The 22,611-nt window shown below is 71.8% G+C and carries 18 protein-coding genes and 1 riboswitch; of the genes, 6 read left to right on the top strand and 12 right to left on the bottom strand.

From position 1 onward, the window contains the following. Positions 1–11: 11 nt before the first annotated feature. The 3 genes from ACT1U9_RS06485 to ACT1U9_RS06495 are packed head-to-tail and all read right to left on the bottom strand — an operon-like array spanning position 12 to position 4,684. A complete protein-coding gene (locus ACT1U9_RS06485; RefSeq protein WP_444537417.1) occupies positions 12–1,205 on the bottom strand; it encodes an alkaline phosphatase family protein in 1,194 nt (397 codons plus the stop codon). Next, the gene (locus ACT1U9_RS06490; protein WP_188275427.1) at positions 1,205–1,792 is read right to left on the bottom strand and encodes a DUF5998 family protein; all 588 of its coding nucleotides are present in this window, start codon (positions 1,790–1,792) and stop codon (positions 1,205–1,207) included. Before ACT1U9_RS06490 ends, ACT1U9_RS06485 begins: the two co-directional genes overlap by 1 nt. A gap of 36 nt (positions 1,793–1,828) precedes the next feature. After that, on the bottom strand, positions 1,829–4,684 hold the full coding sequence (locus tag ACT1U9_RS06495; RefSeq protein ID WP_444537418.1) for a bifunctional acetate--CoA ligase family protein/GNAT family N-acetyltransferase: 2,856 nt from the start codon (positions 4,682–4,684) through the stop codon (positions 1,829–1,831). Positions 4,685–4,884: 200 nt separating this feature from the next. On the opposite strand from ACT1U9_RS06495, the gene ACT1U9_RS06500 reads away from it, so the two are divergent. After that, the gene (locus tag ACT1U9_RS06500) at positions 4,885–5,166 is read left to right on the top strand and encodes an HPr family phosphocarrier protein (protein ID WP_188275429.1); all 282 of its coding nucleotides are present in this window, start codon (positions 4,885–4,887) and stop codon (positions 5,164–5,166) included. A 167-nt stretch (positions 5,167–5,333) separates the two neighbouring features. Here ACT1U9_RS06500 and ACT1U9_RS06505 read toward each other — a convergent pair whose 3' ends face one another. The 4 genes from ACT1U9_RS06505 to ACT1U9_RS06520 all read right to left on the bottom strand — a co-directional run bounded on the left by ACT1U9_RS06505 (position 5,334) and on the right by ACT1U9_RS06520 (position 10,093). Beyond that, the gene (locus tag ACT1U9_RS06505; protein ID WP_444537419.1) at positions 5,334–6,011 is read right to left on the bottom strand and encodes a GntR family transcriptional regulator; all 678 of its coding nucleotides are present in this window, start codon (positions 6,009–6,011) and stop codon (positions 5,334–5,336) included. Between the two features lie 179 nt (positions 6,012–6,190). Continuing rightward, on the bottom strand, positions 6,191–6,961 hold the full coding sequence (locus ACT1U9_RS06510) for a M23 family metallopeptidase (protein ID WP_444537420.1): 771 nt from the start codon (positions 6,959–6,961) through the stop codon (positions 6,191–6,193). Between the two features lie 13 nt (positions 6,962–6,974). Then, positions 6,975–7,135, bottom strand: a riboswitch (cyclic di-AMP (ydaO/yuaA leader). A gap of 214 nt (positions 7,136–7,349) precedes the next feature. Further along, on the bottom strand, positions 7,350–8,717 hold the full coding sequence (locus ACT1U9_RS06515; protein ID WP_444539025.1) for a M16 family metallopeptidase: 1,368 nt from the start codon (positions 8,715–8,717) through the stop codon (positions 7,350–7,352). A gap of 17 nt (positions 8,718–8,734) precedes the next feature. After that, positions 8,735–10,093 carry a M16 family metallopeptidase gene (locus tag ACT1U9_RS06520; protein ID WP_444537421.1) on the bottom strand — a complete coding sequence of 453 codons (1,359 nt, stop codon included), beginning with the start codon at positions 10,091–10,093 and terminating at the stop codon, positions 8,735–8,737. Between the two features lie 214 nt (positions 10,094–10,307). Between ACT1U9_RS06520 and ACT1U9_RS06525 the strand changes: the two genes are divergently transcribed. Continuing rightward, positions 10,308–12,761, top strand: a complete 2,454-nt coding sequence (locus tag ACT1U9_RS06525; protein WP_444537422.1) for a DNA gyrase/topoisomerase IV subunit A — start codon at positions 10,308–10,310, stop codon at positions 12,759–12,761. A 67-nt stretch (positions 12,762–12,828) separates the two neighbouring features. Here ACT1U9_RS06525 and ACT1U9_RS06530 read toward each other — a convergent pair whose 3' ends face one another. Both ACT1U9_RS06530 and ACT1U9_RS06535 read right to left on the bottom strand, forming a co-directional pair. Beyond that, positions 12,829–13,965 (bottom strand): CobW family GTP-binding protein, encoded by a 1,137-nt coding sequence (locus tag ACT1U9_RS06530; protein ID WP_444537423.1) that lies wholly within the window; start codon positions 13,963–13,965, stop codon positions 12,829–12,831. Positions 13,966–13,977: 12 nt separating this feature from the next. Further along, entirely contained in the window at positions 13,978–15,126 is a 1,149-nt protein-coding gene (locus ACT1U9_RS06535; protein WP_444537424.1) for a citrate synthase, read from the bottom strand. A 117-nt stretch (positions 15,127–15,243) separates the two neighbouring features. Here ACT1U9_RS06535 and ACT1U9_RS06540 point away from each other — a divergent pair, with 117 nt between their 5' ends. The 3 genes from ACT1U9_RS06540 to ACT1U9_RS06550 all read left to right on the top strand — a co-directional run bounded on the left by ACT1U9_RS06540 (position 15,244) and on the right by ACT1U9_RS06550 (position 18,928). Further along, positions 15,244–16,482 carry a citrate/2-methylcitrate synthase gene (locus tag ACT1U9_RS06540; protein WP_444537425.1) on the top strand — a complete coding sequence of 413 codons (1,239 nt, stop codon included), beginning with the start codon at positions 15,244–15,246 and terminating at the stop codon, positions 16,480–16,482. An 83-nt stretch (positions 16,483–16,565) separates the two neighbouring features. After that, positions 16,566–18,254, top strand: a complete 1,689-nt coding sequence (locus ACT1U9_RS06545; protein WP_444537426.1) for a sensor histidine kinase — start codon at positions 16,566–16,568, stop codon at positions 18,252–18,254. Beyond that, positions 18,251–18,928, top strand: coding sequence for a DUF7342 family protein (locus ACT1U9_RS06550; protein WP_444537427.1), 678 nt, complete (start codon positions 18,251–18,253; stop codon positions 18,926–18,928). The genes ACT1U9_RS06545 and ACT1U9_RS06550 overlap by 4 nt, the downstream gene beginning before the upstream one ends. A 10-nt stretch (positions 18,929–18,938) precedes the next feature. Here ACT1U9_RS06550 and ACT1U9_RS06555 read toward each other — a convergent pair whose 3' ends face one another. From ACT1U9_RS06555 to ACT1U9_RS06565, 3 genes are read right to left on the bottom strand one after another with little or no spacing between them, the layout of a single operon-like run. Beyond that, positions 18,939–19,979: an ABC transporter substrate-binding protein gene (locus ACT1U9_RS06555; RefSeq protein ID WP_444537428.1), complete on the bottom strand. Its 1,041-nt coding sequence runs from the start codon at positions 19,977–19,979 to the stop codon at positions 18,939–18,941. Positions 19,980–20,028: 49 nt separating this feature from the next. Further along, positions 20,029–20,889, bottom strand: a complete 861-nt coding sequence (locus ACT1U9_RS06560) for an ABC transporter permease (RefSeq protein ID WP_444537429.1) — start codon at positions 20,887–20,889, stop codon at positions 20,029–20,031. Then, positions 20,879–21,709: an ABC transporter ATP-binding protein gene (locus ACT1U9_RS06565; RefSeq protein WP_444537430.1), complete on the bottom strand. Its 831-nt coding sequence runs from the start codon at positions 21,707–21,709 to the stop codon at positions 20,879–20,881. The genes ACT1U9_RS06560 and ACT1U9_RS06565 overlap by 11 nt, the downstream gene beginning before the upstream one ends. 134 nt (positions 21,710–21,843) lie before the next feature. Between ACT1U9_RS06565 and ACT1U9_RS06570 the strand changes: the two genes are divergently transcribed. Then, positions 21,844–22,533, top strand: a complete 690-nt coding sequence (locus ACT1U9_RS06570) for a response regulator (protein ID WP_444537431.1) — start codon at positions 21,844–21,846, stop codon at positions 22,531–22,533. The last annotated feature ends 78 nt before the right edge of the window (positions 22,534–22,611 follow it).

Raw genomic sequence — 22,611 nt, forward strand, 5'->3', positions numbered from 1 at the left:
TACGGGAAGGGTTACGAGCGTACTTCTATGAGCGGCACCAGCTGCTCGACGGGGGTCATCGAGCCGTGCATGCCGACCATCGCGGACTCGTTCGGCTCGTTCTGCGAGGCGGTGATCACCACATCGGCCTGGGCGGCCGCGACGACGTCGCCGATCCGGCCGTGCACCCGCTCGTCGCAGACGCCCGGCTGCCCGAACCAGCCCGCGGCTATGGCCTCCTCGCGGCTCGCCACCCAGAACTGCTCGCCGAGCACCTCGCGCCAGACGGCGAGGACGTCGGACTGGGCCCCCGGGACCGCGTACACATGCCGGGCCCGGCCCTCGCCGCCGAGCAGGGCGACGCCCGCGCGCAGCTCCCAGTCCTCGTCGAAGTCGATACGGGACTCTTCGTCGAAGGGGATGTCGATCATGCCGTGGTCGGCGGTGACGTACAGCGCCGAGCGGGGCGGCAGCTGCTCGGCGAGGCGCTGGACGAGCCGGTCGACGTACATCAGCTGGCCGCGCCAGGCGTCGGAGTCGACGCCGAAGCGGTGGCCCTTGCCGTCGACGTCGCTGTAGTACGTGTAGACCAACGAGCGGTCTCCGGCGGCCAGTTGCTCGGCCGCGAGGTCCATGCGGTCCTCGCCGGAGAGCCGCCCGTGAAACGTTCCGCCACTGAGCGCCACTTTAGTCAGCGGAGTGTGTTCGAACGTCGGCGACGACACCTGGGCGGTGTGCACCCCGGCCGCGTCGGCCAGTTGGAAGACCGTGGGGTACGGCTGCCACACATGCGGATCGGTCCACGGCCGCCAGCGCAGCTGGTTCATCAGCTGGCCGGTCTCGGGGTTGCGCGCGGTGTAGCCGGGCAGGCCGTGCGCGGCGGGCGGCAGGCCCGTGCCGACGGAAGCCAGCGAGGTGGCGGTGGTGGCCGGGAAGCCCGCGGTGATCGGGCGGCCGGTGCCGCCGCGCGAGGTGCCGAGCAGCGAGTGCAGATACGGCGCCTCGTCCGGGTGGGCCTTGATCTGCTCCCAGCCGAGGCCGTCGATCAGGAAGACGCAGTTCCGGTCGGCCGGGGTCAGCTCGGGGATCGCGGCGCTCACACCGGGCACGCCCTGGCCCGCCACGAGCGTGGGCAGCAGATCGGCGAGCGAGCCGCTGCCGTACTCGGGCAGGGGGGCGGTGTCGAGGGCGAGGGGTTCCGGATCCTGCCAGTAGGGCTGGGCCATCAGCGGCCGGTCGCCGCGGTCGCCTCGGAGAGCGCCTGCGCGAAGGCGAGGGTCTGGCGCACGGTGTCCGGGCCGTCGCCGGCCTCGCTGACCCGCAGGCTCAGGTCGTCGGCCGTGGCGTTGCCGGTGTAGCCGTGGTCGGCGTCGCAGTTGGGGTCGCCGCAGGCGGCGGGCTCCAGGTCGATACGGGACACCGCACCCCAGCCGATGGTGAGCACCACTTCACGGGGCAGGACGCCCGGCGTGTACGACTCGGGGTTGGCGACGACGCGGCTGACCACCACGGACGAGATCCGGCCGATCTTCACGGACTCCGTCGAGGTCGTCGCGTACGGCGTCGGGGAGCTGGTGTCGGCGTTCTGCTCGTCGGTGTGGCTCACGATGAAACGATTGTCCGTGAGGACGAGGACCGTGACGTGGCGACGCACCTCGTTGGCGTCGAAGGTGGTCTCCTGGTGCACCAGGTACGACGCGATGGGCTCACCACCGACGGCGGCCTCCACCGCCTCGGCCACAAGGGCCGGGTAGTAGCCGCTGCGCTCGATCGCCGCGCGCAGCCCCTGGGTCATCGTGCCGGTCTTCGCCATGGACTCCATCCTACGGGGCCCCGGGGCCCGATCGTTTCAGTAGCTGGGCAGGCGCCGGGGGCCGAGGTCGGTGCGGGCGGGGGGCGGGGCGAGGCGGACGGTGGCGCCGAGGGCGGTGAGACCGTGCTGGGCGACGACGACCGGTTCCAGGGTGACCGCGACGACCTCCGGGTGGTCGTCGACCAGGCGCGACACCCGCAGCAGGAGCTCTTCGAGCGCCGCCGTGTCCACCGGGGCCGAGCCGCGCCAGCCGAACAGGAGCGGGGCGGTCCGGATCGACCGGATCAGCTCGGCGGCGTCGCGGTCGGTGGCCGGAACCAGACGATGGCCGGTGTCCCCGAGCAGCTCGGAGGCGGCGCCCGCCAGGCCGAAGGAGAGCACGGCGCCGACGGCCGGGTCGATGGCGGCGCGCACGACGGTGTCCACCCCGCGCGGCGCCATCGCCTGGACGACCGGCTGCAGCTCCTCCGGCTTGCCGAGCGCGTGGGTCAACTCGGCGTACGCGCGCCGCAGTTGCTCCTCGTCCGCCAGGTCCAGGCGGACCCCGCCGAGGTCGGGGCGGTGGCGCAGATGCGGGGCGGTGGTCTTGAGCGCGACGGGGTAGCCGATGCGGGCGGCGGCCTCGACGGCGGCGTCCGGGTGCGGGGCGGGGCGGGCGGGGCGCACCCGGATGCCGTACCGGCCGAGCAGCGCCTCGGCGGCGTCGCTGCCGAGCGTCACGCCCCGGGGGTCCGGGGCGTCCCCGAGCAGCCCCGCGATGTCCCGGGCGGCCCCGGCCTCGTCGATGTCGTCGTACTCCGGCACCTTCCCCTGCTCGGCGGCCTGCCGCCGCCACTGCCCGTACCGCACGGCCTGCGCGAGCGCCCGTACGGCGCGCTCGGCGGCGGGGTAGGCGGGGATGCGCCCCTGCACCCCCTCGGCCGCCATACCCCCGCTTCCGGGCTCCGGCCGCGCGGGCACCACCCTCCCCCGGTTCGCCGTCGCCGCTCGCGGTGCCGTGTCCGCCGCGCTCGCGAGCGCCTGGGCCAGGCCGCCCAGTTCCACGTGGACCACCGCCACCGGCTTCGCCGGGGACGTGGCCGTGGCTTCCTTGAGGGCCGTGGCCAGGGCCTCGTCGGGGTGGCCGGGGGTGCCCACCCAGGGGATCGCCGTGACCACCACCGCGTCGCAGAACTCGTCCGCGAGCGCCTGTGCCAGTGCGTCCCGGAAGTCGGCCGGGGTGGCCGCCGTCGTCAGGTCGCGGGGCGGCAGGGGGCGCAGCCCCTCGGTGAGGCAGGCGTCGTACGTCAGCAGGCCGAGCGATTCCGAGTTGCCCAGGATCGCCACGCGCGGGCCCGCCGGCAGCGGCTGGTCCGCGAGGAGCACGCCCACGTCGACCAGTTCGGTCACCGTGTCCACCCGGATCACCCCGGCCTGGCGCAGCAGCGCCGAGACCGCCGCGTCCGGGACACGGGTCACCGGGACCGCGTGGCCCGGCGGGGTCGAGCCGCTGTGGCGCGCGCCCTTCACCGCGACCACCGGCTTCACCGCCGCCGTCCGCCGCGCGAGCCGGGTGAACTTCCGCGGGTTGCCGATGGATTCGAGGTACAGCAGGACCACGTCCGTATCGGCGTCCTCGTACCAGTACTGGAGGATGTCGTTGCCCGAGACGTCCGCCCGGTTGCCGGACGAGATGAACGTCGACAGGCCCGCCCCGCGCCGGTAGAGCCCCGAGAGCAGCGCGATGCCGATCGCTCCGGACTGCGTGAACAGGCCGATCCGGCCCCGGTCGGGCGGCTCCGGCGCCAGGGACGCGTTCAGCCGTACCCCGGGCGCGGTGTTGATCACGCCGAACGCGTTCGGCCCGATCAGCCGCATCCCGTACGACCGCACCTGCCGCAGCAGTTCGCGCTGGCGCTCGCGTCCGGCCGCGCCGCTCTCCGCGTAACCGGCGGAGAGGACGACGAGGCCCTGCACCCCGTGCTCGCCGCACTCCGCGACCGCCTCCGGCACCCGCTCGGCCGGTACCGCGACGACCGCCAGGTCGACCGGCTCCCCGATCTCCGCGAGCGAGCGGACCGCCGGTACACCGTCGACCGTGGGGCCGCCACCGAACCACGAGCCGCCGCCGGCAGTGGAACTCCCGTCCCCGAAGGCCCGGTTGACCGCGTACACCCGGCCGGTGAACCCCGCCCCCAGCAGATTGCGCAGCACCGTGCGCCCCACTCCACCGGGCTCGCGGCCGACGCCGATCACGGCGAGCGAGCCGGGCGCGAGCAGCCGCTGCACCGAGCGTGACTCCGCGCGCTGCTCACGCGCGCGCTGCACGGCCAGCGACTCGGCCGTCGGCTCCAGGTCGAGCGTCAGATGGACCGAGCCGTCCTCAAAGGAACGCTTCTGCTGGTAGCCCGCGTCCGTGAACACCTTGATCATCTTGTTGTTGGCGGGCAGCACCTCCGCCGCGAACCGCCGGATCCCCCGCTCGCGCGCGACCTCCGCGATGTGTTCGAGCAGCGCGGACGCCACCCCGCGCCCCTGGTGGGCGTCCTGTACGAGGAAGGCCACCTCGGCCTCGTCGGCCGGGGCCGAGGCGGGGCGGCCCTGCGCGTTGATCCGGTCGAAGCGGACGGTCGCGATGAACTCGCCGCCGACCGTCGCCGCGAGCCCGACCCGGTCCACATAGTCGTGATGGGTGAAGCGGTGCACGTCCTTGGCGGACAGCCGGGGGTAGGGCGCGAAGAAGCGGTAGTACTTGGACTCGTCCGACACCTGCTCGTAGAAGGAGACGAGCCGCTCGGCGTCGGCGGTCGTGATGGGCCTGATCCGGGCCGTACCCCCGTCGCGCAGCACGACGTCGGCCTCCCAGTGGGCCGGGTACGCGGGGTCCTGCGTCTTCTCCTGCGGAGCCTGCATACGGGCAGCCTACGGGTCGCGGCGCCGGTTGGGGCGGGCCAAGGTAGGGAGCCGGAGCAGGGCGCCCGGACAGGGACAGGACAGGGAGAGGAGCGCAGGGCCGAACGGCCTCAGGGCCGGGGTCCGAGGCCGTTATGAGCACTCCGCAGGACATGAGAGAATGGTCTAGACAACCGTCAGAGATTTCGAAGGGCATCACCATGGCTGAGCGCCGCGTCAATGTCGGCTGGGCCGAGGGCCTGCACGCCCGCCCCGCTTCCATCTTCGTCCGCGCCGCCACGGCCTCCGGCGTCCCCGTGACGATCGCCAAGGCCGACGGCAACCCGGTCAACGCCGCCTCCATGCTCGCGGTGCTCGGCCTGGGCGCGCAGGGCGGCGAGGAGATCGTGCTGGCTTCCGAGGCGGAGGGCTCCGACGCGGCCCTGGACCGTCTGGCGAAGCTCGTCGCCGAGGGCCTTGAGGAGCTCCCGGAGACCGTCTGACCGCACCCCGGTCGGCCGAGCCCCACGCTTCACGAAGCGAGCCGTGGATCCCGAATTCGGGATCCACGGCTCGCTTTCTTTTACGCGGCTTCACATACACGCCTGCTGATTCCGGGCAGCGGAAAACCGGCCCCTCGAATTACTTCTCTTTGTATACGGCGGCTTTGTTAAGCACGTACGCCCGCGATGTTTACGGCATGTTGCGAACTTCTCACGTCCGCCGGGCGGCGCAGCCGATAGGCGGAAAAGGCGCGCTCGGCATGGAGGGTCGCCAGCGATCTGGCCCGCTCGGCGTCGCCCCGCGCCACCGCGTCCACGATCGCCCCGTGCTCCGCCCAGGACTCACCCGGCAGCGCGGGGTGCTCCACCACGTAAATCCAGGCGATCTTGTGGCGCAGCTGGGTGAGCAGCGCGATCAGGCCGGGGCTGCCGGAGGCCTGGGCGAGCGTCTCGTGGAACCAGACGCCCAGCGAGCGCAGGTCCTCGCCCTGGGCCCGCCGGATGCGCTCCTGACCCAGCCTGACCAGGCCGCGCAGCACCTTCAGATGGGCCTCGGTGTGCCGCGTCGCCGCCCGCGCGGCGGCCAGCGGTTCGAGCAGTACGCGCATTTCGAGCAGGTCGGCCGCCTCCTGCTCGGTGGGCTCGGCGACACAGGCCCCGGCGTGCCGGCGGGTGGTCACGAAGCCCTCGGACTCCAGGGTGCGCAGCGCCTCGCGGACCGGGACGCGCGAGACTCCGTAACGCCGGGCGAGCACTTCCTCGGTGAGCCGGCCGCCGCGCTCGAAGAGTCCCGCGACGATGTCGTCACGGATCGCCGTGCATACCGATTGCGCCGGAATGCGCATGACCGAACCTCCGCCTTAATCCCCGCGAAACGCGGTCGATCGACGCCTGTTCGGCGACTCTATTCCAGCGGCTGTTAATTCCCGGTGACATGGCCTATTCCAGCGATATCTTTTGGCCAACGCGACGAAGCCCCGGCACAAGGTGCCGGGGCTTCGCGGAAGGACGGTACGCCCGTGCGTCAGACGTCGACGCCGTGCGCGCGCAGGTAGGCGACCGGGTCGATGTCCGAGCCGTAGGTGGGGGCCGTGCGGGCCTCGAAGTGGAGGTGCGGGCCGGTGGTGTTGCCGGTGTCGCCGGAGAGGCCTATCTGCTGGCCCGGCTCGACCGACTGGCCGACGGAGACGCCGATGGACGACAGGTGGCCGTACTGCGTGTACGTGCCGTCGTTCATCTTGATCACGATGTTGTTGCCGTACGCCCCGCCCCAGCCCGCCTCGACCACGGTGCCGAGCCCCACGGCGTGCACCACGGTGCCGCTCTCCGCGTGGAAGTCGATGCCGGTGTGGCTCCCGGAGGACCACAGCGAGCCGCCAGTCTTGTAGCCGGTGGAGACGTACGAGTTGGATATCGGCGCCACGAAGGTGTTGAGGCGCTTGCGCTCGGCCTCGCGGGCGGCCCGCTCCTTGGCGGCGCGCTCTTCCTTGGCCCGGGCCTCGGCCTTGCGCTTGGCCTCGGCGGCGGCGCGGGCCTTGTCGGCGGCGTGCTGCTGGGCCGCGGCCTGGGCGCCGATGCGGTCGGCGAGCGTGTCGCCGATGACGATGGCCTGCGTGATGCCGGTGTCCTCGACGGAGGCCGAGGTGGACGCGGCGTTCTCGGCGGCGAGGGCCGGCGAGGCGAGGGTGCCCACGACTCCGGCGGTGGCCAGGGTGGCGATGCCGGCTATGTTCGCGCTCTTGCGCGACATGGCGCTCGGACGACGATGTTTCCCGGTGGCACGGGTGAACGCCATGGAGAGGCGGTGTCCTTTCCTTCCATCTCGCCTACCGGGTTAGCTGACGGGTTCGGAGCTGGAAGGTCTCCTACGGGCCCCTCCGCGGGCGGAGGCGTCCGATTCACCCCAGGGACTGAGTGGGTCCCCGGCTCCCCTGGCTCGCGCCAGTTGGGGACTCGGCGATCGCTGTCCGGTGCCGCGGCTGCGACGGGTGGTGACGGACAGCCCGACCGACGCTAGACGGCTGATCTTTCAATCGCCAAACAGACGCCTGTTTTTGTAGCGCACGCCACATGACAGACAGGCAACCTCCCCACTAAATGGGACATATAGGAGGACCCCGGCGGCACACCTGCCACCGGGGTCCTTCCCGTACGGGACGCCACGCGCGCGACGCGGCTCCCAATCAGCCCGCTACGACGGTGACTTCACCGATCCCGAGGGCCTTGACCGGCTCCGCGATCTGCGCCGCGTCACCGACGAGGACGGTCACCAGACGGTCCACCGGGAAGGCGCTGACGACGGCCGCCGTCGCCTCCACGGTGCCCGTCTCGGCGAGGCGCGCGTACAACTGCGCCTGGAAGTCGTCCGGGAGGTGCTGCTCGACCTGGTCGGCCAGCGTCCCGGCGACGGCCGCCGCCGTCTCGTACTTCAGCGGGGCGACGCCCACCAGGTTCTGCACGGCCGTCTCGCGCTCGGGGTCGGTCAGACCCTCGGCGGCGAGCTTGCGCAGCACCGTCCACAGGTCGTCCAGGGCCGGGCCGGTGTTCGGGGTGTCGACCGAGCCGCTGATGGCGAGCATGGCGGCGCCGGTGCCCTCGGCGCCGGAGCGCAGGACCTGACCGTACGCACGTACTCCGTACGTGTAGCCCTTCTCCTCGCGCAGGACGCGGTCCAGGCGGGAGGTGAGCGTGCCGCCCAGGCAGTACGTCCCGAGGACCTGGGCGGGCCAGACGCGGTCGTGGCGGTCCGGACCGACCCGGCCGATGAGCAGCTGGGTCTGGACGGCGCCGGGCCGGTCGACGATGACCACACGGCCGGTGTCGTCGGCGGTGATCGGCGGCATCGGGCGCTCCTGGGCCGCGGTGCCGGTCCAGGCGCCGAGCGAGTCCGCGAGGACCGCGTCCAGGTCGGTGGCGCCGAAGTCGCCGACGACGACCGCGGTGGCCGCCGCCGGGCGCACGTACGCCTCGTAGAAGGCCCGTACGGCGGCGGCGTCGATCCGCGTGACGGTCTCCTCGGTGCCCTGGCGCGGGCGCGACATGCGCGCGGTCGCCGGGAAGAGCTCCTTGGAGAGCTGCTGGGCGGCGCGGCGGGCCGGGTTGGCCAGCTCGTGCGGGATCTCGTCGAGGCGGTTGCGGACCAGGCGGTCGACCTCCGCGTCGGCGAACGCGGGCGCGCGCAGGGCCTCGGCGAGCAGACCGAGCGCCTTGGGGAGCCGGGAGACCGGCACCTCCAGGGAGACCCGCACGCCCGGGTGGTCCGCGTGCGCGTCCAGGGTGGCGCCGCAGCGCTCCAGGTCGGCGGCGAACTCCTCGGCGGAGCGCTTGTCGGTGCCCTCGGAGAACGCGCGCGCCATGATCGTGGCGACGCCGTCCAGACCGGCCGGTTCGGCGTCCAGCGGGGCGGCGAGGAAGATCTCGACGGCCACCACCTGCTGGCCCGGGCGGTCGCAGCGCAGCACGGTCAGCCCGTTGGACAGGGTGGTGCGGCCGGGGGCGGGGAACGCCCAGGGACGCGCGGTGCCCGCCACCGGCTGCGGGTGGAACTCCATGGTCACGCCGGTCTCGCTCACTGCTCTGCTCCCTTGGCGTCGGCGTCGGCCGCCTCGTCCTCGTCTGCTTCGGCGGTGGTCGGCTCGTAGACCAGCACCGCCCTGTTGTCCGGGCGCAGGGTGGCCCGGGCGACGTCCCGCACCTCGTCGGCGGTGATGTCGAGCACCCGGTCGACGGCGGTCAGGGCGAGCTGGGGGTCGCCGAACAGCACCGCGTACCGGCAGAGTTCGTCCGCGCGGCCCGCGACCGTACCGAGCCGGTCCAGCCACTCGCGCTCCAGCTGGGCCTGGGCGCGCTCCATCTCCTCGGCCGTGGGGCCCTCTTCGGCGAACCGGGCCAGCTCCTCGTCGACGGCCGACTCGATGTCCGGGACCTCGACGCCGCCGGACGTCTTCACGTCCAGCCAGCCGAGCGAGGGGGCACCGGCCAGGCGCAGCAGGCCGAAGCCCGCGGCGACGGCGCTCTGGTCGCGGCGCACCAGGCGGTTGTGGAGCCGGGACGACTCGCCGCCGCCGAGCACGGTGAGCGCCAGGTCCGCCGCGTCGCACTCGCGCGTGCCGTCGTGCGGCAGCCGGTAGGCGGCCATCAGCGCGCGCGCCGGCACGTCCTCGTGGACGACCTCGCGCAGCTGCTCGCCGATCACGCCGGGCAGCGCGCCGTCGCGCGGCGGCTGCTTGCCGTCGTGCGTCGGGATGGAGCCGAAGTACTTCTCGATCCAGGCGAGCGTCTGCTCCGGGTCGATGTCGCCGACGACCGCGAGGACCGCGTTGTTCGGCGCGTAGTACGTACGGAAGAAGTTCCGCGCGTCCTCAAGGGTCGCCGCGTCCAGGTCGGCCATCGAGCCGATCGGCGTGTGGTGGTACGGGTGGCCCTCGGGGTAGGCCAGCGCGGTCAGCTTCTCGAACGCGGTGCCGTACGGCACGTTGTCGTAGCGCTGGCGGCGCTCGTTCTTGACGACGTCGCGCTGGTTCTCCATGGACTCCTCGTCCAGGGCGGCCAGCAGCGAGCCCATCCGGTCCGCCTCCAGCCACAGCGCCAGCTCCAGCTGGTGGGTGGGCATGGTCTCGAAGTAGTTGGTGCGCTCGAAGCTGGTGGTGCCGTTGAGCGAACCACCGGCGCCCTGCACCAGCTCGAAGTGACCGTTTCCGTGGACCTGGTGGGAGCCCTGGAACATCAGGTGCTCGAAGAGGTGAGCAAGGCCCGTTCGGCCCTTGACCTCGTGGCGGGAACCCACGTCGTACCAGAGGCAGACCGCGGCGACCGGGGTCAGGTGGTCCTCGGAGAGCACCACTCGCAGGCCGTTGGCCAGCCGGTGCTCGGTCGCTGTCAGGCCGCCGGAGCCGGCCTGGGCGGTGGCCGTGTGACCCATGGGCATGTACGTCCCTTCGATCGCGGTGAAGAAGTCAGGAAGAAGTCCTGCCACTGTATGCAAGCGCACCGACACCTGGCGAAGTTCCCGGGTCCCGGTCCGCGTTGTTCCGGGTCGCGGTCGGCGTTGTCAGTGGGACGGTCCACAATGGTCGGCGTCAGGAGCAGACCTTGTTGGTGGTCGCTGAGAAGAACTCGTTGGTGAAGGAGCCGCAGCCGCGATGGCCCGCCGCAGCACGAAGACCCCGCCGCCGGACGATTTCGAGGAGAAGATCCTCGACATCGACGTCGTGGACGAAATGCAGGGCTCCTTCCTCGAGTACGCCTACTCGGTGATCTACTCGCGGGCCCTGCCGGACGCCCGCGACGGCATGAAGCCGGTCCACCGCCGCATCGTCTACCAGATGAACGAGATGGGCCTGCGCCCCGAGCGCGGCTATGTGAAGTGCGCGCGCGTGGTCGGCGAGGTCATGGGCAAGCTGCATCCGCACGGCGACGCGTCGATCTACGACGCGCTGGTGCGGATGGCCCAGCCCTTCTCGATGCGCCTGCCGCTGGTCGACGGCCACGGCAACTTCGGCTCGCTCGGCAACGACGACCCGCCGGCCGCGATGCGCTACACCGAGTGCAAGATGGCCGACGCCACCTCGCTGATGACCGAGTCGATCGACGAGGACACCGTCGATTTCTCGCCGAACTACGACGGCCAGGAGCAGGAGCCGGTGGCGCTGCCCGCCGCGTTCCCGAACCTGCTGGTCAACGGTGCGACCGGCATCGCGGTCGGCATGGCCACCAATATGCCGCCGCACAACCTGGGCGAGGTCATCGCCGCCGCCCGCCATCTGATCCGGCACCCGGGCGCGGACCTGGAGGCGCTGATGCGCTTCGTGCCCGGTCCCGACCTGCCGACCGGTGGCCGGATCGTGGGCCTGTCGGGCATCAAGGACGCGTACGAGTCGGGGCGCGGCACCTTCAAGATCCGCGCGACGGTGTCCGTGGAGAACGTGACGGCCCGCCGCAAGGGCCTGGTCGTCACCGAACTGCCGTTCACGGTCGGCCCGGAGAAGGTGATCTCCAAGATCAAGGACCTGGTCGGCTCGAAGAAGCTCCAGGGCATCGCCGACGTCAAGGACCTCACCGACCGCTCGCACGGTCTGCGCCTGGTCATCGAGGTCAAGAACGGCTTCGTGCCCGAGGCGGTCCTGGAGCAGCTCTACAAGCTGACGCCAATGGAGGAGTCCTTCGGCATCAACAATGTGGCGCTGGTCGACGGCCAGCCGCTCACCATGGGGCTCAAGGAGCTCCTTGAGGTCTACCTCGACCACCGCTTCGACGTGGTGCGCCGGCGCAGCGAGTTCCGCCGCACCAAGCGCCGCGACCGGCTGCATCTGGTCGAGGGTCTGCTCGTCGCGCTCCTCGACATCGACGAGGTCATCCGTCTCATCCGGTCGAGTGACAACTCTGCGCAGGCCAAGCAACGCCTGATCGAGCACTTCTCGCTGAGCGAGATCCAGACGCAGTACATCCTGGACACCCCGCTGCGCCGGCTCACCAAGTTCGACCGCATCGAGCTGGAGAGCGAGCGCGACCGCCTCACCGGCGAGATCGACGAGCTGACCGGGATCCTGGAGTCCGACACCGAGCTGCGCAAGCTGGTCTCGACGGAACTGGCTGCGGTGGCCAAGAAGTTCGGCACCGAGCGGCGGACCGTCCTGCTGGAGTCGGCGGGCGCCCCGGTCGCGGCGGTGGCCCTGGAGGTCGCCGACGACCCGTGCCGGGTGCTGCTCTCCTCGACGGGTCTGCTGGCCCGTACGGCGAACGCGGAGCCGCTCGCCACCGACGCCGAGCGGCGCACCAAGCACGATGTGATCGTCTGCGCCGTGCCCGCCACCCAGCGCGGCGATGTCGGCGCGGTGACCTCCACCGGGCGGCTGCTGCGGCTCGCGGTGATCGACCTGCCGCAGCTGCCGGACACGGCGGCCGCGCCCAACCTGTCGGGCGGGGCACCGGTTTCGGAGTTCCTCTCGCTCGACGCGGACGAGAAGCTGGTCTGCCTGACGACGCTCGACGAGTCGTCGCCGGGGCTCGCGATCGGCACCGAGCAGGGTGTCGTCAAGCGGGTGGTGCCCGACTACCCGGCGAACAAGGACGAGTTGGAGGTCATCACCCTCAAGGACGGTGACCGGATCATCGGCGCGGCCGAGCTGCGAACCGGCGAGGAGGACCTGGTCTTCATCACGGACGACGCCCAGCTGCTGCGCTACCAGGCCTCCCAGGTGCGCCCGCAGGGCCGCCCGGCGGGCGGTATGGCGGGCATCAAGCTGGCCGACGGCGCCAAAGTGATCTCGTTCACCGTGGTCGACCCGGCGGCGGACGGCGCGGTGTTCACGGTCGCGGGCTCGCGCGGCACACTGCTCGGGGACTCGGCGGCGACCGCCAAGCTCACCCCGTTCGACCAGTATCCGCGCAAGGGCCGGGCCACCGGCGGAGTGCGCTGCCAGCGGTTCCTGAAGGGCGAGGACATGCTGGTGCTGGCCTGGGCGGGCGCGGCCCCGGCCCGGGCGGCGCAGGCCAACGGCACACCCGCCGAGCTGCCGGAGCCGGACCCGCGCCGCGACGGCTCGGGCACACCGCTGGCCCACGCGATCACGGACCTGGCGGGCCCGGCCTCGTAAGGGGCCCGCACGCAAAGACGCGGCCCGGCTTTCAGAAGCCGGGCCGCGTCGTCGTGTTCGGGCGCGCTCACATCTCCGCGTCCGGCTCCTCCTCGGCCTCGTCCTGGCGTACGTACCGCAGGACGCCCCACATCGCGTGCTCATCCGGAACGTCCTGCGCCACGGCCGCGTCAAGGGACTTGCTCAGCGCTTCGGCGTCGATGCGGGAGCCGATGAGGACGAGCTGGGTCAGCCGCTCCTCGCCGGGCGCCCAGGGCTCCGGGTAGAAGCGCAGGAAGCGGCCGACGGCGTGGACGGCGTACCGGTTGCGCGGATCGGCGGCACCGAAGTCGACGAACCCCTTGATCCGGTAGAGCCCTTCGGGGCGGCTGTCGAGGAAGGCCATCAGCCGACGCGGGTCCATGGGCCCGGCCGAGGTGAAGGCGACGGACTCGTACGCGGTGTGCAGATGGGCGGCGTGACCGTGGCCGCAGTCGGAGCCGCAGTGATCACCATGGTCGCTTCCCATGCCGTACGCGTCGTCGTCCAGCAGGTCCTCGAAGGCGAGCTGGCCGACGCGCTCGGCGGCGGGCCTGCGGTCGAAGAACAGCTCCGGGTCGACCCGCCCGTACCTCGCCTCGACCACCGACGCCCCGCCCAGGGACTCCCGCAACCGGTCGAGCCGGGCCCGCTCCACCCGGTCCGTCTTGTTGAGCACCACGAGGTCGGCGACGGCGAGGTGCCGGTCGATCTCGGGGTGCCGCTCGCGGGTGTCCTCGTACTCGGCGGCGTCGACGACCTCGACCAGGCCGCCGTAGACGACCCGGGGGTTCTCGCTGGCCAGCACCATCCTGACCAGTTCCTGCGGCTCGGCGAGACCGCTCGCCTCGATGACGACGACGTCGAGACGGGCGGCGGGCCGGGTCAGCTTCTCCAGATAGACGTCGAGCTCGCTCGCGTCGACCGCGCAGCACAGACAGCCGTTGCCGAGCGACAGCGTGGAGTCGCCGAGCTGACCGGCCACGGTCATGGCGTCGATCTCGATGGACCCGAAGTCGTTGACGATCGCACCGATACGGGTCCCCCGGCTCGCCCGCAGCAGATGGTTGAGCAGCGTGGTCTTGCCCGAGCCGAGGAATCCCGCGAGGACCACGACGGGAATCCGCCGGCTCACCGACCGGCTCTCGGGCTGGCTGGAATGCTGGCTCGGACCGGTCGGGCTCAAGGGGGACCTCTCTCAGGGTGCGGGCACGGGCTGTGGCACGGGCGGGCCGACATAGCGGGCCGCCGGGCGGATGATCTTCGAGTCCTCCGCCTGCTCCAGGATATTGGCGCTCCAGCCGACCACCCGGGCCGCGCAGAACGTCGGCGTGAACATCTCGCGCGGCACCCCGCACAGCTCCATGACCACGCCCGCGTAGAACTCCACGTTGGTGTGCAGCTCACGGCCGGGCTTCAGCTCGGCGAGGATCGCCTCGACGTGCCGCTCGACCTCGACCGCGAACGCGACGAGCGGGCCGCCGAAGCCCTCCGCGATACCGCGCAGCATCCGCGAGCGCGGGTCCTCGGTGCGGTAGACGGGGTGGCCGAAGCCCATGATCCGGTCACCGGCGAGCACGCGCTCGCGCACCCAGGCGTCGATGCGGTCCGGGCCGCCGATGGCGTCGAGGGTGTCCAGGGCGCGGCTGGGGGCGCCGCCGTGCAGCGGCCCGGAGAGCGCGCCGACGGCCGCGACCAGGGACGCCGCCACGTCGGCGCCGGTGGACGCGACGACGCGGGCGGTGAAGGTGGAGGCGTTGAAGCCGTGGTCCACGGTGGAGATGAGATACCGCTCGATCGCCCGCACCCGCTCGGGCGAGGGCTGTGAACCGGTCATCATGTAGAGGTAGTTGGCCGCGTACGACAGGTCGTCGCGCGGCTCGACGGGCGCGAGCCCCTGACCCAGCCGGTACAGCGCGGTGAGCAGGGTGGGGACGGCCGCGCAGGCGGCGAGCGCGTCCTCGCGGCGCCGGTCGGCGTCGAGGTCGTAGACCGGCCGGAAGCCCTGGGCGGCGCCGAGCAGCGAGAGCGCGGTGCGCAGTCCGGCGAGCGGCCCGGAGGCCCTGCCCGCGGCGGCGATGCCGGGGAGCGCGGCGCTGACCTCCGGCGGCAGATGGCGCAGGGCCGCGGTGCGGGCGGTGAACTCGGCGCGGGCGGCGGCGCCGGGCAGCTCGCCGTGGAACATCAGCTGCCAGACGTCCTCGAAGCTGCGGGTCTGCGCGAGCTCGACGGCCGAGTACTGGCGGTAGTGGTAGAAGCCTTCGAGGCCGCGGACGTCTCCGAGTGCGGTGTCCGTGACGACGACGCCCGCGAGTCCGCGGGGTACTGCCGTGGTGGTGGTCGGCATGTCTGTTCCTCCCTCAATCTTGATTCGACTGTCTATGATTGACGAGACAGCTGTCAATATTGATTGAATCAATGTGATCCACTTTGGATACGGTGACCCCATGACGGATCAGGTGCGATGACGGATCAGGCGCGACTCACCACCCGCGAGGCGGCGGACCGGCTCGGCGTGAAGCCGGAGACGGTGTACGCGTATGTCAGCCGGGGCCAGCTGAGCAGCGAGCGGGCACCCGGCGGCAGGGGCTCGACCTTCGACGCCGAGGAGATCGAGGCGCTGGCCCGGCGCGGCGGCCGCCGCGAACCCGCCACGGGCGCGGGCGCCGAGCCGGGCTTCCGCACCGGCATCACCTTCATCGACCGCGACCGGTACTACTACCGGGGCGTCGACGCGGTCGAGCTGTCCCGGACGTACGGGTACGAGGAGGTCGTCGAGTGGCTGTGGACCGGCGAACTGCGGCCCGGTGTGCGCTTCACCGCGCCCCGGGAGTCGCTGGACGCGGCCCGGCTCGCGGTCGGCGCGCTGCCCGCGCACGCCAGCGCCATGGACCGGCTGCGGGTCGCGGCGATCGCCGCCTCGGCCGCCGACCCGCTCCGGTTCGACCTCTCCCCCGAGGCCGTGCTCGGCTGCGGACGCGCCCTCATCCCGACCCTGGTCCGGGCCCTGCCGAAGGCCGGTGGCTCCGAGCGTCCGGACCGCCCGGGCGACCGCAGCCTGGCCGCGCAGCTGTGGCCGCGCTTGACCTCCCGTACAGCTGATACAGCGTCAATCAACCTGCTCAACACGGCACTTGCCCTGCTCATCGATCACGACCTGGCCGCCTCCACGCTCGCCGCGCGGGTCGCCGCCTCCGCGCGGGCGCATCCGTACGCCGTGGTCTCGGCCGGGCTCGGGGTGCTGGAGGGGCCGCTGCACGGGGCCGCCAGCGGGCTCGCCCACCGGATGCTCGCCGAGGTCCTGGAGCGCGGCGGCGCGGCCCCCGTCGTCGCCGACCACCTGCGCTCCGGTCGCCGGGTCCCGGGCCTCGGCCACCGGCTCTACCCGGCCGAGGACCCCCGCGCGCAGGCACTCCTCGCGCTCCTGGAGGAGCTTCCGTACGCCGCCGGCGCACTGGACGCGGCCCGCGACGTGGTCGCCACCACCGCCCGCCACACCGCACTGCACGCCAATGTCGATCTGGCCCTCGCGGTCCTGACGGTCGCGGCGGACATGCCCGCCGAGGCGGGCGAGACGGTGTTCGCGGTGGCGCGCACGGCGGGGTGGCTGGCGCACGCCCTGGAGGAGTACGAGGAGCGCCCCCTGCGGATGCGCCCGAGCGGCCACTACACGGGACCGAAGCCGCCGCAGCCGCTTCCCTGACGGGGGCGGGAAAGGGCAAATCGGTGCGGGCGGGGGCGCACAGATTTCGGAAAGCACCGCGCGGCGGTCTACCGTGCATGGGCATGAGCGCCGTTCCCAGCCCGCCCGCGCCGAGACGGCGGCGGTTCGGCTGGCCGCAGCGCGTCTTCTCCCAGGTGCTGCTGATGCAGCTGGCCATCGCCGCCGGTGTCGCCGTGGTCGCGACCGGCCTCTTCCTCGCGCCGCTCAGCCATCAGCTCGACGACCAGGCGATGCGCCGCGCCCTCGCCATCGCCCAGTCGACCGCCGCCCAGCCGCAGATCACGGCCGACCTGCTGGCCTCTCGCCCCAGCCCCGACGGCCCGGTGCAGCGGGAGGCCGAGCGGGTGCGGCGGGCCACCGGCGCCGAGTACGTGGTGGTCATGGACCGGCGCGGAGTGCGCTGGTCGCACCCGGACGTCCGGCAGGTCGGCAAGGTCGTCTCCACCGACCCCAGCGACGCGCTGGCGGGCCGGAACGTCATGGAGATCGACAGCGGCACGCTCGGCCGCTCAGCACGCGGCAAAGTGCCGCTGCGGGACTCCGGCGGCGCGATCGTGGGCGCGGTGTCCGTCGGCATCGAGTACGACAGCGTGCGCGCCCGGCTGCTCGCCGCGATCCCGGGACTCCTCGCATACGCGGGCGGCGCGCTGGCGGCGGGCGCCCTGGCCGCCTATCTGATCTCCCGCAGGATCCATAAGCAGACCCGTGACCTGGCGTTCTCCGATATCTCGGCGCTGCTCGCGGAGCGCGAGGCGATGCTGCACTCGATCCGCGAGGGCGTGGTCGCGCTGGACCGGACCGGCCGGATCCGGCTGCTCAACGACGAGGCCCAGCGGCTGCTCGGCGTCGGCCCCGAGGCGAGCGGCCGCTCCCTGGAAGAAGTGCTGGGCGCCGGGCGGACGACCGATGTGCTCGCGGGCCGCGTCTCCGGAACCGATCTGTTGACCGTACGCGGCCATCGCGTCCTGGTCGCCAACCGGATGCCGACCGACGACGGCGGCGCCGTGGCCACCCTGCGCGACCGCACCGAACTGGAGCGCCTGGGCCGCGAACTGGACTCCACCCACGGCCTCATCGACGCCCTGCGCGCCCAGGACCACGAGCACGCCAACCGGCTGCACACCCTGCTCGGCCTCCTTGAGCTGGAGATGCACGACGAGGCGGTCGAGTTCGTGACCGAGGTCGTCGGGGTGCACCGCACCACCGCCGAGCAGTTCACCGAGAAGGTCCGCGATCCGCTGCTCGCGGCGATGCTGGTCGGCAAGGCCACGGTCGCGGCCGAACGGGCCGTCGCGCTGCGGATCTCGGCGGACAGCCTGCTGCCCGACCGGCTCGTCGACCCGCGCGGCCTGGTCACAGTCGTCGGCAACCTCGTCGACAACGCGCTGGACGCGGCGGCCGGATCCCCTGATGCCTCGGTCGAGATCATGCTGCGCGCCGAGGGACGTACGGTCGTCCTGCGCGTACGGGACAGCGGGCCCGGCGTCGCGGCCGAGCGGCGCGAACAGATCTTCACCGAGGGCTGGTCGACCAAGGCGCTGCCCGCCCACGGCAAGCGGGGCCTCGGACTCGCGCTGGTACGGCGCTTCGCCGAGCGGCAGGGCGGCCACGCACGCGTGGCGGCCGCTCCGGACGGCGGCGCCGAGTTCACCGTCGTCCTCCCGGAGGCACTGAGCGAGGCGCTGGACGAGGCCGAGGGCATCGCGATGGACGACTCCGGCACGACCCCGCTGCACGAGGAGGCACGGTGATCGACGTCCTCGTCGTGGACGACGACCACCGAGTCGCCGGCATCAATGCCGCGTACACCGGAAAAGTTCCCGGTTTCCGGGTGGTCGCGACGGCGCATTCGGCCGCCGAGGCGCTCGCGCTGCTCGCCGAGCGCCCCGTGGATCTGATCCTGCTCGACCACCATCTGCCGGACGAGAACGGCCTCGCCGTCGTACGGGAGCTGCGCCGGCTGGGCCACCACACCGACGTGATCATGGTGACGGCGGCCCGCGACGTGGCCACCGTCCAGGCCGCGATGCGCCAGGGCGCGCTCCAGTACCTCGTCAAGCCGTTCGGCTTCGCGGGGCTGCGCACCAAGTTGGAGGCGTACGCGGCCCTGCGCCGCACCCTCGACGGCGGCGGCGAGGCCGAACAGGCGCAGGTGGACCGGATCTTCGGCGCCCTCTCCGTCCCCACCGAGCCCGGCCTGCCCAAGGGCCACTCCCCCACCACCGCCGAACTGCTGCGCCAGGTGCTGCTCGCGGCCGAGGGCCCGCTCTCGGCGCAGGAGATCGCGGACCGGGCGGGGGTGAGCCGGCAGACGGCCCAGCGCTATCTGAAACTCCTGGAGCGCGCGGGCCGGGTGCGGCTCGGCCTGCGATACGGGGAGACCGGCCGCCCCGAGCACCGCTACGAGTGGGCGGCCGGCCGCTGACGCGAGCGCCTCAGCCCTTGGGGACCTTGTTCACGAACTCGCTGGTGAACGTCTTGGCGAGATCGACATCGGCGTTCTTGAGATTGGGGCTGAACGCCTTGAGGACCTTCTCGACCGTCTCGGGCCCATTGGCGGGCATCACCCCGTCCTTGGTGAACATGGGCAGCGTGGCCTTGATCGACTCCGCGTACAGCCCCTTGCCGCCCTTCGCGTAGTCGGCCGGCATCTTCGCGGCGATCTCCTCCGCGCTGTGCGAGGACATCCAACGCAACGTCTTGACCAGCGCGTTGGCGAGCTTCTGGACGGTCTCCTTGTGCCCGTTCACCCAACTGGCGTTCATATAGAGGCTGGACGAGGGGTACGGGCCGCCCAGCGCCTGCTGCGAGCCCTCCGGCGTACGCATGTCGATCAGGACCTTGCCGAGCTTCTGGTCGAGGATGTTGGCGACCGTCGGGTCGGTCGTCATCCCGCCCTGGATCGCGCCCTGCTTCAGCGCCGCGATGAACGTCTGGCCTGCGCCGACGGCGACCGGAGTGAAGTCGCTGGTCTTCACGCCGTCGCGGACCGCCAGGTACTTGGTGAGGAAGTCGGTGGACGAGCCGAGGCCGGTGACGCCGAGCTTCTTGCCCTTGAAGTCCTTGGGGCTCGCGATGTCGCCGGCGGCCTTGGTGGAGACGACCTCGACCTCGCCGGGCGCGTGCGAGAACTGCACCACGGACTCCACCTGCTTGCCCTTGGCCTGGAGGTCGAGCGTGTGGTCGTAGAAACCGACCGCGCCCTGGACGTCGCCGGATATCAGCGCGGTCTCCGCCTGCACTCCGGCGGGCTCGCTCAGCAGTTGGACGTCCAGGCCCTCGGCCTTGAAGTAGCCGAGCCGCTCGGTGAGCATCGCGGGCAGATAGATGACCTTGTCGAGACCGCCGACCATGATCTTGACCTTGTTCGAGGAGCCGCCGGAGTCGTCCGAGCCGCAGGCCGTGAGGGTGGTGGCGGCCAGGGCTCCGGCCAGAACTGCTGCGGGGATTCTGCTGAGGTGGTGGTGGCTGCGCATGTCGTCACGTCCCGGTGAGGAGGGGGTAGGTGCGGAGAGGGTGGGGCGGTCAGCGGTCGGTGCCCGGCTCGGCGGGGCGCCAGCGGAACAGCCGCCGTTCGGCGAAGGTGAGCAGGCCCTCGGTGAGCAGCGCGACGACCGCGAGGATGACCATCGCCGCGTACACACCGGCGGCGTTGAACGTCCCCTGCGAGGAGGCGACGAGCAGGCCGAGGCCCTTGGTCGCGCCGATGTACTCGCCGACGATCGCGCCGATCAGGGCGAAGCCGAAGCTGACGTGGAGGCTGGTGAAGATCCAGGACGTGGCGGAGGGGATGACGACCTGGAAGGTGACCCGGCGGTTGCTGGCGCCCAGGATGCGGGCGTTGTGCACCAGATTGCGGTCGACCTCGCGGGCGCCCTGGAAGGCGTTGAAGAACACCGGGAAGAAGACGAGGACGACCGCCGAGGCGACCTTCGACGCCGGGCCGAGCCCGAACCAGATGAGGAAGATCGGCGCGAGAACGATGCGCGGGATCGCGTTGAGGACCTTGATGTACGGGCCGAGCACATCGGCGAGGAAGCGGATCCGGCCGAGCGTGATGCCGAGGACGACACCGCCCGCGACGCCGATGACCCAGCCGAGCAGCGCCTCGTAGAGCGTGTACCAGATCTGCTCCCAGAGGGAGCCCTGGGCGGTGCCGTTGACGGCCCAGTCGCGTATCTGGTCCCAGATCTTCGACGGCATCGAGAAGTTGAACGGGTCGATGGCCTTGGTCCGGGCCAGGATCTCCCAGAGCGCGAGCACCGTGACGAGCAGCAGGATGCGGCTGCCGTGGACGAGGAGGCGACGGTTGCGGGCGGCGCGCGCCCGGGCCTTGGTGCGCTCGGTGACCCGGACCGGGACGGCGGCGATGGTCTCAGGCGACATTGGCGGCACCCCGCTCACGGGTGATGCGTACCTCTTCGCCGAGCGACTCCCAGATCTCCCGGTAGATCTCGATGAACCGGGGCTCCAGACGGATCGACTCGACCTTGCGCGGGCGCGGCAGGTCGATGGAGAAGATCTTCTTGACCGTGGCGGGACCCGCCGTCATCACGACGACGCGGTCGGCAAGCGCGATGGACTCCTCCAGGTCATGGGTGACGAAGACGACGGAGGATCCGGTGCCGGACCACAGGTCGAGGAGTTCGTCCGACATCAGCGCCCTGGTCTGCACGTCGAGCGCCGAGAACGGCTCGTCCATCAGCAGGATCTCGGGGTCGTTGACGAAGGTCGCGGCGAGCGCGACGCGCTTGCGCTGACCGCCGGAGAGCTGGTGCGGATAGCGGTCCTCGAAGGCGGCGAGACCGACGCGGGCCAGCCACGCACGCGCCCGCTCCTTCGCCTCCGCCTTCGGTACGCCCCGGAAGCGCGGCCCGGCCATCACATTCGACAGAACGGTCCGCCAGGGGAAGACGGCGTCCTGCTGGAAGACGAAGCCGACCTTGTCGCCGATGCCGTCGACCGGCTCGCCGCCGACCAGGACCTCGCCCTCGGTGGGCTCCTCCAGGCCGCTGACCAGCGTCAGCGTGGTGGACTTCCCGCAGCCGGTCGGGCCGACCACGGCGACGAACTCACCGCGCTCCACGGTGAGGTCCAGGTCCCGTACGGCCGTGTGCAGCGCGCCGGACGGCGTACGGAACGACTTGCCCGCGCTCCGCAGCTCGATGGCGGGGCACGTGCTGGGGCCCCTCTGCTCAGTACTCATGGAGCGGGACCGTAGAGGTGGCTCACGGCACAGCGGCAGCCTTGTGGGCGCAAGACGCACTTCTGCTCGCAAACCCCTGTTGTGCTCGTTTTGCTCGCGCTACAACTGCGGGGATTCAACGGGAAGGAAACACGTTGATTGACGTCCTGGTCGTGGACGACGACTTCCGTGTCGTCGAGATCAACGCCGCATACGTCGGGAAGGTTCCCGGGTTCCGGGTCGTCGCCCGTGCGCACAGTGCTGCCCAGGCGCTGGCGACGCTGGAGCGGCACCGGGTCGATCTGGTGCTGCTCGACCACTTCCTGCCGGACGAGACCGGTCTCGCGCTGGTCCGCCGGATGCGCCAACTCGGCCATCACACCGATGTGATCATGGTGACCTCGGCAAGCGACGTGGCCACCGTGCAGGCCGCGATGCGCCATGGCGCGCTGCACTACCTGGTCAAACCGTTCACCTTCGCGACCCTGCGGGCCAAGCTCGACGCGTACGCGAGCCTGCGCCGCACCGTCGACCGCGCGGGCGAGGACGGGGCCGAGGGCGCCGGACAGGACCAGGTGGACCGGATCTTCGGGGCGCTGCGCACCGCCGCCACCGCCCCCGGCCTGCCCAGCGGCCACTCCCTGCCGACGGCGGAGCTGATCCGCGAGGTCCTCCACCACGCGGACCACCCGCTCTCCGCCCACGAGGTGGCCGGCCGCACAGGCCTGAGCCGCTCCACCGCCCAGCGCTACCTACGCCTCCTGGAACAGTCCGGCCGCCTACGCCTCACCCTGCGCTACGGGGAGACGGGCCGCCCGGAACACCGGTACGCGTGGGCGGTGTGAGGGGCGGGCGTGGAGGGCCGGTGCGGTTCCGGGCACCGGGTACCTACAAGGGGCGCGGGGCTGTGACATCATGCGGCT

The sequence above is a fragment of the Streptomyces sp. BR1 genome, assembly GCF_052373795.1.
In the GTDB taxonomy this organism is placed as follows: Bacteria; Actinomycetota; Actinomycetes; order Streptomycetales; family Streptomycetaceae; genus Streptomyces.